A 12804-nucleotide genomic window follows, 5' to 3' on the forward strand; every position below is an offset into this window, starting at 1 on the left:
CGGTTCTTCCTCTCCAGGCTCTACGACGGGGACTACGCGAACAGCGTCCGGCCCCACCAGTCGTCCTTGTCGCGGACGCCCGGCGGGACGGCGAAGATCGCCGAGCCCACGTGCTGGATGTACTCGTTGAGGACGTCGGACTTCGCCAGGCTGCGCTGGACGGGGATGAAGCCCTTGCGGACGTCGCGCTGGTAGGCGAGGAAGAACAGGCCCGCGTCGAGACGGCCCAGGCCGTCCGTGCCGTCGGTGAAGGAGTAGCCGCGGCGCAGCATCATCGCGCCGTTGTTGGTGTCGGGGTGCGCGAGGCGTACGTGCGCCTCCGGCTTCATCGCCTTCAGGAAGGGCTCGTCGCGCTCCTTGGACTTGCCGACCGGGGCACCTTCGCCCTTGTCGCGGCCGAAGATGTCCTCCTGCTCCTGGAGCGGGGTGCGGTCCCAGATCTCGATGTTCATCCGGATGCGCCGGGCGACCAGGTACGAGCCGCCGGTCAGCCAGTCGCTGCCGTCGCCGGCGCCGACCCACACGTGCTTGTCCAGGGCCGCGGTGTCGGTGCCCGAGATGTTCCGGGTGCCGTCCTTGAAGCCCATCATGTTGCGCGGGGTCTGCTCCTCCGGCGTGGTGGAGGAGGTCTTGCCGAAGCCGAGCTGCGACCAGCGCACCACGACCTTGCCGAAGCCGATGCGGGCCAGCTGGCGGATGGCGTGCACCGCGACCTGCGGGTCGTCGGCGCAGGCCTGGACGCACAGGTCGCCGCCGGAGCGGGCCGCGTCCAGGTTGTCGCCGGGGAAGAGCTCCAGGTCCACCAGGGCCTCGGGGCGCTTGCCCTCGAGGCCGAAGCGGTCCTTGGCGAACAGGCCCGGGCCGAAGCCGATGGTCAGGGTGAGGCGGGAGGGCTTGAGGCCGAGGGCCTCGCCGGTGTCGGTGGGCGGGGCCTCGGGCAGGCCCTCGTACACGTCGCCGACCGGCAGGCCGGCCGTCATCAGCCGGGCCGCGGCCGTCCACTCCTTGAGGAGCTGGACCAGCTCCTCGCGGCTCTTCGTCTTCACGTCGAAGGCCGCGAAGTGCAGCCGGTCCTGGACGGCGCTGGCGATGCCGTACTGGTGCTCGCCGTGGAAGGGCACGGCCGCCCCGGCGGAGGCCGCCGGCGCCATGTCGGAGCCGCTGCCGAACGCGGCGACCGCACCGCCGGCCGTGGCCGCGCCGATCGCGAGACCGGCCCCGCCCCAGCCGAGCACGGAGCGGCGCGAGGGCACGCCCGCCGGGTCCCCGGACTCCTGCGACACCTGGTCGTCAGTCATGAAGATCTCCCGCCTCTGCCTGGTTCCGGACTACTTGACGACCGCGGCGGCCAGCTTGGAGAGCGGCTCGCCCAGCGCGCTGACGGCGTCCGAGAGCTCCTTGCGCTCGGCCTCGCCGACCTTGTCGTACGAGGTGAACTCGTAGGTGGTCTTGTCGGCGCGGTACTTGTCCAGAAGGGTGTTCATCGCGGCGAACTGGGTGTCGAGCTGCTTGGTGAGCTCCGGGTCGTTCTTCGCGGTGACCGTCTTGAGGAGCTCGTAGGACTTCTGGGCGCCCTCGACGTTGGCCTTGAAGTCGACCAGGTCGGTGTGGCTGTAGCGCTCTTCCTCGCCCGTCACCTTGCCGGTGGCGACCTCGTCGAGCAGCTCCTTGGCACCGTTGGCCATGGAGGTGGGGGTGATCTCCGCCTGGCCGACCTTCTTCTGCCAGTCGGCGAGGTCGGCCATCAGGGTGTCGGCGAGCTTCTTCTCCGCGTCGCCGATCTTGCCGTCCTGGAACAGGGCCTTCTCCAGGCGGTGCCAGCCGGTCCAGTCCTTCGCCGGGTCCTGGCCGGCCTCCAGGCCGTCCTCGCGCACGTCGACCTTCGGGTCGATGTCACCGAAGGACTCGGCGACGGGCTCGGTGCGCTCCCAGCCGATGCGGGAGGGGGCGTACGCCTTCTTCGCGGCCTCCACGTCGCCGGCCTTGACGGCGTCGGCGAAGACCTGGGCCTTCGGGAGGGTCTCGTCGGCCTGCTCCTGGACGTACTTGCGGTAGGCGGCGACCGCGGCGTCCAGCTCGGGGCTGCGCTTCTCGGTGCCGCCCTTGCCGGTGGCCTTGACCTGGGTGCGGATGCCGTCGCCCTTCATGCCGGGCTTGCAGGCCAAGGCGTACTCGCCGGCCTTGATCTCGGCGGTGATGGTGGCCTTGGTGCCGGGGCCGATGTTTTCGCGCTCGGCGACGATCCGGTCGTCCGGGAAGAGCACGTAGAGCTCGGTGACCTTGGAGCCCTTGTTCTCGACCTCGATGGTGATCTTGCCGGCGGGGAACTCCGTCGGGGAGACCTCGCAGGCGCTGTCGGTCGCGTTCACGTGGATCGCACCGGAACCGCTCTTGTCGCTCTTCTCCGCGCAGCCGGTGACTGCGGTGAGCGCGGCGACGGCTGCTGCCGCGGTGAGGACGGTGAGGCGGGCGGGGCGCATGGGGGCTCCTGGCGGGGTGAAGGCTGGGGACAGGCCGGTGAGGCAGGCCGGTGGGACAGGCCGGTGAGGCGGACCTAACTTAACCGAGGCTTACCTCACCGATACCCACTCGTCCAGTGATTCAGCTCTCACCTTTCGGCCCCGGACACAAGGCCGTCACGGCCCCTCCATGGCCGCCTCAAGCGAGAGTCAAGCGGGAGTCAAGTCCCCGTTCGCATTCCGTACGGCGCAGCGGTTTCCGTCCGCCGGTAACCCTTCTGCGGCCTGGCCCGCGGCCCCCTCCGCGGTGTTCGCGTCCCTAACGGGGACCACCAGCGGGGCGCCCGTACGCGGGTGCGCCAGCACCTCCACCGGCTGCCGGTAGACCCGGCTGAGGAGCCCGTCCTCGAACACCTCCGCCGGGGGCCCGGCCGCCGCGATCCGCCCGTCGTGCAGCACCGCGGCCCGGTGCGCGTACGCCGCCGCCAGCCCCAGGTCGTGCAGGACCACCACCACCGCGTCCCCGGCCGCCGCCCGCTCCCGGCAGATCCGCAGCACCAGCTCCTGGTGGCGCAGGTCCAGGGCCGCCGTGGGCTCGTCGAGCAGGAGCAGCGGGGCCCGCTGGGCCAGTACGCGGGCCAGCGCGACCCGGGCCCGCTCGCCGCCGGAGAGGGCCGAGAAGGGCCGATCGGCGAAACGGGTGACCTCCGTGGCGGCCATCGCCTCGGCCACCGACTCCTCGTCGGCGTCGGCGAGCGGGGTTCCCGCCCAGGGGGCGCGGCCCATCCGCACCACCTCCGCGACGGGGAAGGGGAAGGACAGTACGGCCGCCTGGGGGAGCACCGAGCGGCGCAGCGCCAGCTCGGGGGCCGACCAGTCGCCCACCGGGCGCCCGTCGATCCGTACGCTGCCCGAGGCGGCCGGCAGGTCCGCGGCGAGGGCGGCGAGCAGGGTGGACTTCCCGGCTCCGTTCGGGCCGACCAGGACGAGCACCTCGCCCGCGCGGGCGGCCAGTTCGATCCCGGCGAGCACCTCGCGCTCCCCGAGCCGCACGTGCAGGGCGGTGGCCTCCGCGACGGCGGCCCCGGGGGCGGGGCGCTCGGGGACGGCGCGCCGGTTGCGGGCGAGGAGCCCGCCGAGCCTGGCCCTCATGCCCAGCCTCCTTGCTTGCGGCGGGTGCGGCGCAGCAGCCAGAAGAAGAACGGGCTGCCGATCAGGGCGGTCAGCACACCGAGCGGCAGCTCGGCCGGCTGGGCGATGGTCCGGGCGGCCAGATCGCCCCCGGCCAGGACCACGGCCCCGGCCAGCGCGCTGCCGGGCACCAGGAAGCGGTGCCCCGGGCCGTTCGCCATCCGCAGCAGGTGCGGGACGAGCAGGCCGACGAAGGTGATCACCCCGGCCACGGCGACGGCGGCCGCCGTCAGCAGGGCCACGACCAGGATCAGGGCCAGGCGCAGCCGCTCGACGTCGATCCCGAGGTGGCGGGCGGGGCGCTCGCCGAGCGCGAGGAGGTCCAGCTTGCGCGCGGCGAAGGGGGCGGCGAGCAGCCCCGCGAGCGCGCAGGGCAGTACGGCGAGCACCTTGGGCCAGGTGGCCTGCGCGAGGGAGCCGAGCTGCCAGAAGGTGATCTGGTTGACCTGGCCGCTGTCCGCGAAGAAGACGAACAGGCCGATCAGGGCGCCCGCGAAGGCGTTGACGGCGATACCGGTCAGGATCAGGGTGACGACCTCCGTCCTGGGGGGTCGCCCGCCGCTGCGCGACAGCAGGTAGACGGAGCCGACCGTGACCAGTCCCGCGACGAAGGCGCAGGCGGTGACGGTCCAGTTGCCGAGGAAGGTCAGACCCAGCCCGATCGCGGCGACCGCGCCGACGGCGGCGCCCGCCGAGATGCCGATCACCCCGGGCTCGGCGAGCGGGTTGCCGAAGACCCCCTGCATCAGGGCGCCCGCGCAGCCGAGGCTCGCGCCGACCAGCAGCGCGAGCGCGACGCGGGGGAGGCGTACGTTCCACAGCACGCTCTCCCCGACCCGGTCGAGGGGGGCGCCGCCGAGGCCCGCGCGGTGCTGGACGGAGGCGAGTACGTCCCCGGTGGGGATCCCGTACGCGCCGACGCCCGCGGAGAGCAGGGTCAGGAGGAGCAGTGCGGCTACGAGTGCGGTGGTGAGGGCGAGGACCTTGCGGCTGCGCCGCTTCCCGGGCGCTGCCCGGACCCGCGCCTCAAGCGCCGGCGAGGCTGGATTTCGGCTGGCGCTGTCCGCCAGGCGAGGCTGAGTTGCCCGCAGGGCAGGTTCGTCTTCGGCGGCCTGGCCCGCACCGGTAGGGGGTTCGTAGGAGACGGCCACCTCAGGCGCCCTTGCCGTAGAGCTGAGTGACCAGGGAGGAGAGCACCTGGTCGGTACGGGGGCCGTAGCCCAGCAGGACGCCGTCGTCGACGCTGACCACCCGCCGGTCCAGTCCGGCCGGGGTCTGGGCCACGCCCGGGATCCTGACGAGGCCGTCGACCCCGCCCACCGAATCGAGGCCCTTGGTCATGACCAGGATGACGTCGGGAGCGGCGGCGGCCAGCGCCTCGCTGGTGATCGGGGTGAAGTCCTTGCCCAGCCCGGACTCCTTGCCCGTGTCCACCGCCCCCGCCGCCTCCAGCAGCGAGCCGGCGCCCGAGTCGGAGCCGCCCAGCAGATAGACGGAGGCGGTGCCGCGCAGGTAGAGGAAGGCCACCCGGGGCTTCTTCGCGGACGCGGCCGGAACGCCCTTGCGGGCGGCGGCGATCCGCTCGGCGGTGCGCTGGTTCAGCTGCGCGCCCGCCTCCTTGACGCCCAGCGCTGCGGCGACGGCGTCGATCCGCTTCGGTACGTCCTCCAGCGCCTTGGCGGGGGCGACCACCAGGACCGGGACGCCCGCGTCCCGGATCTGCTGGACCGCCTCGGCGGGGCCGGTGGTGGTCTCCGCCAGCACCAGCGTCGGGCGCAGCGAGAGCACGCTCTCGGCGGAGACCTCGTGTCCACGTGTCACCACCGGGAGCGCCGAGGCCTGTTCGAAGGTGGCGGTGATGTCCCGGGCGACGACCTGCCGGCCCAGGCCGAGGGTCTGCACGATCTCGTTGAGGCTGCCGGTCAGCGGGATGACCCGGTCCGCCGAGGTGACGGTGACCTGCTTCCCGTCGGCCGAGGGGACGGTCACCGGCAGCACCGGCTGCGCGGGGGCGGCGATCGGCTCCACCCGGTCCGGGAGGACGGGGGCGGAGCGGGCGGCGGAGGGGGAGCCGGCGGGGGCGGCGTCCGTACCGGCGCAGCCCGTCACGGCGAGCGCGAGCGTGAGCGTGGCCGTGACCGCCGTCAGGGCAACGGTCAGGCGGGGGAAGCGGGTTGACGCGGCGGGCGTAGGCACGAAGGCACCGTCCTGATCGTCCGGCTGGGAGCGGAGGCTGGGTTGTGTCGACCCGAGGGGTTCCCCGCCCGACCGGATTAGCTTAGGTTAGCCTAACCTTGCTTACTAGCCCCTGGGCTTGCCCGACTCTGGAGGGGACACCCATGTCCGCACGACGCGCCCGCGCGTTCGCCGTAGTCCTGCTGGCGGCCCTGCTCGGGGCGCTGCTCCCGGCCGCCGCCGCCCGGGCGGAGAACCGTACCGTGCAGGGGGGCCGGCTGGACTGGGGCGTCAAATCCTCCTTCCAGAGTTATGTCACGGGCCCGGTGGCGAAAGGCGCTTTCCAGCTGAAGAGCGGAGCCGCCACCGTCGGCGGCAGCCTGTTCCGCTTCCACTCCGCGACCGGCTCCTACGACCCCGCCTCGGGGGAGTTCGCCGCCGCCTTCTCCGGTGGAGTGACCTTCCAGGGCCACCAGAAGCCCGACGGCGCCTACGACCTGGACATGACCGTCAGCCGTCCGACCGTCCGCATCTCCGGCGGCAGCGGCACCCTCTACCTGGACGTGTCCAGCAAGGCCAAGGACACCGGCGCGGTCAGCAGCCAGTCCCAGGTGCCCTTCGCCACGCTCGGCCTCGGCGGGATCGACATGAGGGGCGGCGGCAGCCCGATCGCCCTCACCAGCCTCCCCGCCACCCTGACCGAAGAGGGCGCCAAGGCCTTCGCCGGCTACTACCAGGCCGGCGCGCAGCTCGACCCGGTCTCCCTGTCCGCCGATGTCAAGGCGGCCCCGGCCGCCGGTCAGTCCTCCCCGCCCGCCCAGCCGACGGCCGCCCCGGCCGGCAGCCCGCAGGCCGAGGGGGCCTTCGCCGACGCCGCCGTCGACTGGGGCGTGCGCCGCACCTTCCGCGAGTACGTCACCGGCTCCGTCGGCCAGGGCAAGTGGACCCTCGACGAAGGCGCCCAGGACGGCGGCGCGCTGTTCCGCTTCCCGCGGGGCAAGGGTACGTACGACGGCCAGAAGGGCACGCTCGCCGCCGAGTTCGCCGGTACGGTCCGGTTCACCGGAGCCCATCTCGACCTCAAGCTCGCCAGGGTGGGCGTCACGGTGGAGAACGGCAAGGGAGTCCTGTCCGCCGACGTGACCACCGGCGGGGAGACGAAGACCGCCGTGGCGCTCGTCGCGTTCGACGCCAAGGGCCTGAAGACCGAGGGGAAGCTCGCCACCTTGACCGAAGCCCCGGCCACCCTCACCGAAGGCGGAGCGCAGGCCTTCAACTCCATGTACAAAGCCGGCACCGAGATGGACCCCGTCTCGCTCGCCATCGCCCTGGACGGCAGCGCCCCGCTGCCCGCCCTGCCCGACCTCGGCTCCACCGCCGCCCCGGCCGCCCCCGCGCCCCCGTCCGGCTCGCCCTCCGCCGCTCCGGCCCCCGCCACCGCCGCCCGCGCGGGGCAGTCCCCGGACACCGGGCTGTACGTGGCCGTCGGCGTGGCCGTACTGGTCCTGGCCGGCGGCGCCGCCCTGCTGGTCGCGCGCCGGCGCCGCGCGGCGGCGTCCGACACGGCGCCGTAGCCCCTCTTCTTCTCCTTCCCTTCCTTCCTGTTCGTCACGTGCCTCCAGGAGTCCTCAGCGATGTCGTCCAACCGCCGCCCGATCGCCGTAGCGGCCGCCGTGCTGACCGCGGCCGCCCTCGGCGCCACCGCCTTCACCCTCCCCGCCGCGGCCGAGGGCGCGGCCCCCGCAGCCGCGGCCGCCCAGGCCGCCGCCGCGCCGATACCCGTCGTGGGCGGCACCCTCGACTGGGGGGTGCTGGCGAGCTTCCGCGCCTACGTCACGGGCATGGCGCAGGGCAAGATCACCACGGCGGACGGTGCCACCCAGAACGCGGACGGCACCTTCCGCTTCGGCTCGGCCACCGGCCAGTACGACAAGGACGGCGGCCACGTCGTGAAGGCGGCCTTCAAGGGCAGCGCCACCTTCGAAAGCGCGGCGCACGGCTTCGTCATCAAGATGGAGAACTTCCGCTTCGACACGGGCACCAAGAAGCTGACGGTCGACATCACCAGGAACGGCACGCTCACCAAGGACGTCCCGGCGGCGACCGTCGCCTTCGGCGGGATGAACATGAGCGGCCTGACCACCACCCTCACCAAGGAGCTCGCCGAGCAGCTTTCGGGGCCCTACGAGGGCCGTGAGGGCGACAAGCTCACGGCGGCCCTGGAGTTCCAGAAGCCGCCCTCCCCGTCCCCCTCGGCGTCCACCCCCACCTCCCCGTCCCCGTCGGCCCCCACCCCTTCCACCCCGTCGGCCCCCACCCCGTCCGCCGACGGCCCGCAGAAGATCCTCCGGGGCAAGCTGACGTGGGGGGTGATGGCCTCCTTCCACGACTACGTCGGCGAGAAGGGGATCACGACCAGCGGCGGAGCCACCAAGAACGGCAAGACCTTCGACTTCTCCTTCGGCAAGGGCGAACTCGATGCCGAGAAGCAGAAGCTGAACGCCGCCTTCGAAGGCGCCGTGCGCTTCGAGTACGCCGCCCACGGACTCGACCTGACCTTCGGCAACATCCGGATCGAGACCGCGGGCAAGACCGGCACCCTGATCCTCGACGCGAAGACGGCGACGGGCACCGGCAAGGACATCCCGTTCGCCACGCTCGACCTGTCCAAGGGTGACTACAAGACCAAGGGCGGTCTGCTGACCCTCGAATCCGTCCCCGCCGTCTTCACCGAGAAGGGCTCGGCGGTCTTCGCCAACGGCAACTCCGTCCCGGAGAAGTACAAGCCGGGCCAGCCCATGGACCCCGTGACCCTCTCCGTGGCCGTGGACAAGGACGCCACCCTCCCGACGCCCAGCGCCACCAGTACCGCCACGGGCGGTACGGGCACCACCGGCGGCACCACCACCACGGGCGGCTCGGCCGGCGGTTCCGTGGGCGGCGGCTCGGTGGGCGGCTCGGCGGGCGGGTCGGCGGGCGGCAACCTCGCCGCCACCGGTTCCGAGGTCCCGGCCGGCGCCCTGCTCGGCGCCTCCGCCACCGTGGTCGCGGCCGGCGCGGGCGCCGTCTACCTCGGTCGCCGCCGGCGTACGGTCCTGGGCTGACGGAGCCCTGACACCGCGCCGTGCTTCAATGCCAGCGTGAACGATCTAGACGTGATCAGGGTCTTCTGCGCGGGTGACGGCCGGTACGGCAACCTGCTCGGAGTCGTCCGCGACGGCCGCACCTGCCCGGACGACGCTGCCCGGCAGGCCCTCGCCGCCGAACTGGGCTACAGCGAGACGGTGTTCGTCGACGACCCCGAGCGCGGGGTCGTCGACATCCGCACCCCCGGCACGCGCATGTCCTTCGCCGGGCATCCGCTGGTCGGGGTCGCCTGGCTGCTGGACATCGAGGAGCTCCAGCCGCCGGCCGGGTCCGTGTGGGCCCGCGACGACGGGGAGTTCACCTGGATCACGGCCCGCCCCGAGTGGGTCACCGGCAAGCACACCGAGCAGTACGCGAGCCCCGCCGAGGTCGACGCGCTGCCCGCCCCGCCGCCCGGCGAGGGCTGGCTGTACGCCTGGGCCTGGGAGGACGAGCCCGCGGGCCGGATCCGCGCCCGGGGCTTCCCGCGCCGCCCCGACGGGGTCATCGTCGAGGACGAGGCCACCGGCTCGGCGGCGATCCTCCTCACGGCCCAGCTGAACCGCGCCCTGAACATCACCCAGGGCGCCGGCTCCCAGATCCTCACCGCCCCCGGCCCCGACGGCACCGTCGAGATCGGCGGCCGGGTCCGCTTCGCAGACGTCTCCTAGGCCGTTTCCGGAACTCCCGTCCGCCCCAACTACGCCCCAGAGCTGATCATTTGGCCTAGGCTGCCGTGAATGAGCGGCATAGACCTGGGCAATGGAGTGGTGGGCGCGGTGCTCGGGGTCGTGTTCGCCACCTTGTTCCAACAGTGGTTGCAGGACGCGTGGTTCAAGGTCAGGCGCCGCTCGGCGGGCATGGTGCGCAGCATCATCTACCGGGACCGGCAAGGCGGCCGTGCCTGGTCCACGTTCTCCCTCGGCCCCTTGCGCACCTCCGCCCTGATCGTTGACGGCGACGGCGAGACCGTGATCGCACCCGAATCCGTCCACATCCAGGTACTGGACGGCGACGTCGAGCTGCCCGCGGAGATGACGGCCTGGCGCGACGAGATAGAGGCGGAGGAGGAGCGGGCCCGGGCGACGGGCGAGCGGGCACCGGTGTGGAACGGACCCCGCTACGCCGTCGAGTCCGTCGAAGCCTCCCGGACCGCCCTCGACGAGCAGGCCGAGATCCACCTGCGGCTGCGTCCGACGGACTACTACACCTTCCTCGCGGCCCAGCAGCTGGACCGTCGGCTCCCGGACGGGAGCACGCCGCGCGCCCGCCATCTTGATCCCGACCGGCCTCTGACGGCCCCGGCCTTCCTCCAGTGCAGCTTCGGCCTCAACGTCGCCGTGGTCACCTCCGACCACCTGCTGGTGGTGAGCCAGCGCAGCGACCGCGTACGCATGGCGCCGGGGCTGTGGAACTCCTCCGTCAACGAGGGGCTCTCCCGGCACATCGACTCGGCCGGCCGCAACGCCCCCGACCTGCACGCCGCAGCCCGCCGCGGCATGCGGGAAGAACTCTCACTGGAGCCGCACGAATACTCGCTCTCCCTGCTGGGCTTCGTCCTGGACGTGGACAAGCGCCATTGGGGCGCCCACTTCTACGCCCGCCTGAACGACCTGACCGGCGACCAGCTCCAGGCACGCATGAGCAGGGGAGTACCCGACCGCTGGGAACACCAGAGCATCGAGTACGTCCCCTTCCGCACCGCCGAGGTGATCCGGTACCTGCTGCGCCCCGACCGGATCCACCGCTGGGCGCCGCTGGCCCCGGCCCTCTTCCACCTGGCGCTGGTGCATGTGCACGGCAGGGGTTCGGTGGAGCGGGCCGCGGCGCAGGCCGTCCGGCGGCTCGGCTGACCTACGCGCTCAGCGGGAACTCCTCGCCCAGCTCGCGGAAGACCGCGCCGTTGAAGTCGAAGGCCCGCTTGCACTCGTCGATGATGCGCTGCTTCTCCAGGTCGTCCGCGGCGATCGCGTCCAGCAGCTCCCGGTAGCCGCGCTTGAAGGCGGCCGGGTTGGAGATGTCCGCGAAGACGTAGAACCGCACGCCGTCGCCCTTGCGCTCGAAGCCCCAGGTGCGCTCCGCCTTGTCCCGGATGATCTGGCCTCCGGAGAGGTCGCCCAGGTAGCGGGTGTAGTGGTGGGCGACGTACCCGCCCGGCCAGGTGGCGGCGCACTCGGCGACCCGGGCGGCGTACGCCTCGGTCGCGGGCAGCGCCCGGACCGCGTCGCGCCAGCCGGGGCCGAGCAGGTGTGCCAGGTCGCGCTCGATCTCGGCGACCCGCATCAGCTCGGGCTGTATGAAGGGCCCCGCCACCGGGTCGTCCCGGAGGGAGTCGGCCCCGTCCTCCAGTGCCCGGTACACGAACCAGAGCTGCTCGGTGTAGCGGGTGTACGCGTCCACGCCCAGCCGCCCGCCGAGCAGGTCGCTCATGAACGTGGAGGTCTCGGCTTCGGTGTGCTGCTCGTGCGAGGCGACACGGATGACCGTGGAGAAGGCGTCCAAGACTGACCTCCGGAGGAGAGGAACCGGGCCCGGCGACACGGCGCCGCCACGCCCGATCTTCCTACTTAGGCTTACCTAAGTCAATGTGTTCCCGACGCGCTGTCGGTAAATACATCCCCCCGATCCGGGGCCGTCACGCCTACGGCAGGGTGAGGATCTCCGTCCCCGTGTCCGTCACCACCAGGGTGTGCTCGAACTGCGCCGTGCGCTTGCGGTCCTTCGTGACGACCGTCCAGCCGTCCTCCCACATGTCGTACTCGTGGGTGCCCAGCGTCAGCATCGGCTCGATGGTGAAGGTCATGCCGGGCTCGATGACGGTGGTGGCGTGCGGGCTGTCGTAGTGCGGGACGATCAGGCCCGAGTGGAACGAGGAGTTGATCCCGTGCCCGGTGAAGTCCCGGACCACCCCGTACCCGAACCGCTTCGCGTACGACTCGATGACCCGGCCGATGACGTTGATCTGGCGGCCGGGCTTGACCGCCTTGATGGCGCGGTTCAGGGCCTCGCGGGTGCGCTCCACCAGCAGCCGCGACTCCTCGTCCACCTCGCCGCACAGGTAGGTGGCGTTGTTGTCGCCGTGCACCCCGCCGATGTACGCGGTCACGTCGAGGTTCACGATGTCGCCGTCCCGCAGGACGGTCGAGTCCGGGATCCCGTGGCAGATGACCTCGTTGAGCGAGGAGCACAGGGACTTCGGGAACCCCCGGTAGCCGAGCGTCGAGGGGTAGGCGCCGTGGTCGCACATGTACTCGTGCGCGACCCGGTCCAGCTCGTCGGTGGTCACCCCCGGGGCGATGTGCTTCGCGGCCTCCTCCATCGCCCGGGCGGCGATCCGGCCGGCGATGCGCATGGCATCGATGGTCTCGGCCGACTGCACCTCCGGACCGGTGTACGGAGTGGGCGCGGGCTTGCCCACGTACTCGGGCCGGCGGATGTTTCCGGGAACGGAACGGACGGGAGAGAGCTCGCCTGGAACGAGCAGCGACTGGCCAGACATGCAAGCGAGTGTAACCAGCGGCGATGGGGCAGCATGGCGACGAGGAGCGGTATCGAACGGTATCGAAGGCGGTACCGGGAACCGGTGTCGAGAGGAGCCCGAAGACGATGGCCCTGTTCAAGAAGCGCCAGGTGGGGAAACCGGGCGAGTGGTACTACTGCCTGGTCCACAAGAAGGTCGAGGAAGGCCCCGAGTGCCCGGCCAAGGACCGCTTCGGCCCCTACACGACCCGCGAGGAGGCCTCCCACGCCATGGAGACGGCGCAGGAACGCAACCTCGAATGGCAGAACGACCCCAAGTGGAACGACAAGACCCGCGAGGAAGGGGAAGGCGGCAGCGCCACCCCCTGACCCC

At 72.2% G+C, this 12804-nt stretch carries 12 protein-coding genes; 5 read left to right on the forward strand and 7 right to left on the reverse strand.

What is annotated here, in order from left to right:
* Positions 1–32: 32 nt before the first annotated feature.
* The 5 genes from efeB to OOK34_RS19515 all read right to left on the reverse strand — a co-directional run bounded on the left by efeB (position 33) and on the right by OOK34_RS19515 (position 5846).
* Positions 33–1298: an iron uptake transporter deferrochelatase/peroxidase subunit gene (gene efeB, locus OOK34_RS19495; protein ID WP_267035135.1), complete on the reverse strand. Its 1266-nt coding sequence runs from the start codon at positions 1296–1298 to the stop codon at positions 33–35.
* 30 nt (positions 1299–1328) lie between these two features.
* On the reverse strand, positions 1329–2480 hold the full coding sequence (gene efeO / locus OOK34_RS19500; RefSeq protein ID WP_267035136.1) for an iron uptake system protein EfeO: 1152 nt from the start codon (positions 2478–2480) through the stop codon (positions 1329–1331).
* Between the two features lie 189 nt (positions 2481–2669).
* Positions 2670–3611, reverse strand: a complete 942-nt coding sequence (locus OOK34_RS19505; protein WP_267035137.1) for a heme ABC transporter ATP-binding protein — start codon at positions 3609–3611, stop codon at positions 2670–2672.
* Positions 3608–4720 carry an iron ABC transporter permease gene (locus OOK34_RS19510; protein ID WP_267036823.1) on the reverse strand — a complete coding sequence of 371 codons (1113 nt, stop codon included), beginning with the start codon at positions 4718–4720 and terminating at the stop codon, positions 3608–3610. Before OOK34_RS19510 ends, OOK34_RS19505 begins: the two co-directional genes overlap by 4 nt.
* A gap of 82 nt (positions 4721–4802) precedes the next feature.
* The gene (locus OOK34_RS19515) at positions 4803–5846 is read right to left on the reverse strand and encodes a hemin ABC transporter substrate-binding protein (RefSeq protein WP_267035138.1); all 1044 of its coding nucleotides are present in this window, start codon (positions 5844–5846) and stop codon (positions 4803–4805) included.
* Positions 5847–5989: 143 nt separating this feature from the next.
* On the opposite strand from OOK34_RS19515, the gene OOK34_RS19520 reads away from it, so the two are divergent.
* The 4 genes from OOK34_RS19520 (at position 5990) to OOK34_RS19535 (ending at position 10804) form a co-directional block, all read left to right on the forward strand.
* Complete coding sequence (locus OOK34_RS19520; RefSeq protein WP_267035139.1) at positions 5990–7399, forward strand: HtaA domain-containing protein; 1410 nt, start codon at positions 5990–5992, stop codon at positions 7397–7399.
* 60 nt (positions 7400–7459) lie between these two features.
* The gene (locus OOK34_RS19525; protein WP_267035140.1) at positions 7460–8929 is read left to right on the forward strand and encodes an HtaA domain-containing protein; all 1470 of its coding nucleotides are present in this window, start codon (positions 7460–7462) and stop codon (positions 8927–8929) included.
* A 36-nt stretch (positions 8930–8965) separates the two neighbouring features.
* Positions 8966–9622: a PhzF family phenazine biosynthesis protein gene (locus OOK34_RS19530; RefSeq protein WP_267035141.1), complete on the forward strand. Its 657-nt coding sequence runs from the start codon at positions 8966–8968 to the stop codon at positions 9620–9622.
* A gap of 69 nt (positions 9623–9691) precedes the next feature.
* Positions 9692–10804 (forward strand): hypothetical protein, encoded by a 1113-nt coding sequence (locus tag OOK34_RS19535; protein ID WP_267035142.1) that lies wholly within the window; start codon positions 9692–9694, stop codon positions 10802–10804.
* A gap of 1 nt (position 10805) precedes the next feature.
* Here OOK34_RS19535 and OOK34_RS19540 read toward each other — a convergent pair whose 3' ends face one another.
* Together OOK34_RS19540 and map are read right to left on the reverse strand one after the other, a co-directional pair.
* On the reverse strand, positions 10806–11453 hold the full coding sequence (locus tag OOK34_RS19540; RefSeq protein ID WP_267035143.1) for a heme oxygenase (biliverdin-producing): 648 nt from the start codon (positions 11451–11453) through the stop codon (positions 10806–10808).
* A 139-nt stretch (positions 11454–11592) separates the two neighbouring features.
* Positions 11593–12450, reverse strand: a complete 858-nt coding sequence (gene map, locus OOK34_RS19545; RefSeq protein WP_267035144.1) for a type I methionyl aminopeptidase — start codon at positions 12448–12450, stop codon at positions 11593–11595.
* A 107-nt stretch (positions 12451–12557) separates the two neighbouring features.
* Here map and OOK34_RS19550 point away from each other — a divergent pair, with 107 nt between their 5' ends.
* Positions 12558–12800: a hypothetical protein gene (locus OOK34_RS19550; protein WP_267035145.1), complete on the forward strand. Its 243-nt coding sequence runs from the start codon at positions 12558–12560 to the stop codon at positions 12798–12800.
* Positions 12801–12804: the final 4 nt, after the last annotated feature.

Origin of the sequence: Streptomyces sp. NBC_00091, assembly GCF_026343185.1 — a bacterium.
Classification (GTDB): domain Bacteria; phylum Actinomycetota; class Actinomycetes; order Streptomycetales; family Streptomycetaceae; genus Streptomyces.

Bases quoted from the DNA above. Each gene is read 5' to 3' on its own strand.
- OOK34_RS19550 (WP_267035145.1), top strand. From the start codon at position 12,558: ATGGCCCTGTTCAAGAAGCGCCAGGTGGGGAAACCGGGCGAGTGGTAC.
- OOK34_RS19535 (WP_267035142.1), top strand. From the start codon at position 9,692: ATGAGCGGCATAGACCTGGGCAATGGAGTGGTGGGCGCGGTGCTCGGG.
- OOK34_RS19525 (WP_267035140.1), top strand. From the start codon at position 7,460: ATGTCGTCCAACCGCCGCCCGATCGCCGTAGCGGCCGCCGTGCTGACC.
- OOK34_RS19520 (WP_267035139.1), top strand. From the start codon at position 5,990: ATGTCCGCACGACGCGCCCGCGCGTTCGCCGTAGTCCTGCTGGCGGCC.
- efeO (WP_267035136.1), bottom strand. From the start codon at position 2,480: ATGCGCCCCGCCCGCCTCACCGTCCTCACCGCGGCAGCAGCCGTCGCC.
- map (WP_267035144.1), bottom strand. From the start codon at position 12,450: ATGTCTGGCCAGTCGCTGCTCGTTCCAGGCGAGCTCTCTCCCGTCCGT.
- OOK34_RS19505 (WP_267035137.1), bottom strand. From the start codon at position 3,611: ATGAGGGCCAGGCTCGGCGGGCTCCTCGCCCGCAACCGGCGCGCCGTC.
- efeB (WP_267035135.1), bottom strand. From the start codon at position 1,298: ATGACTGACGACCAGGTGTCGCAGGAGTCCGGGGACCCGGCGGGCGTG.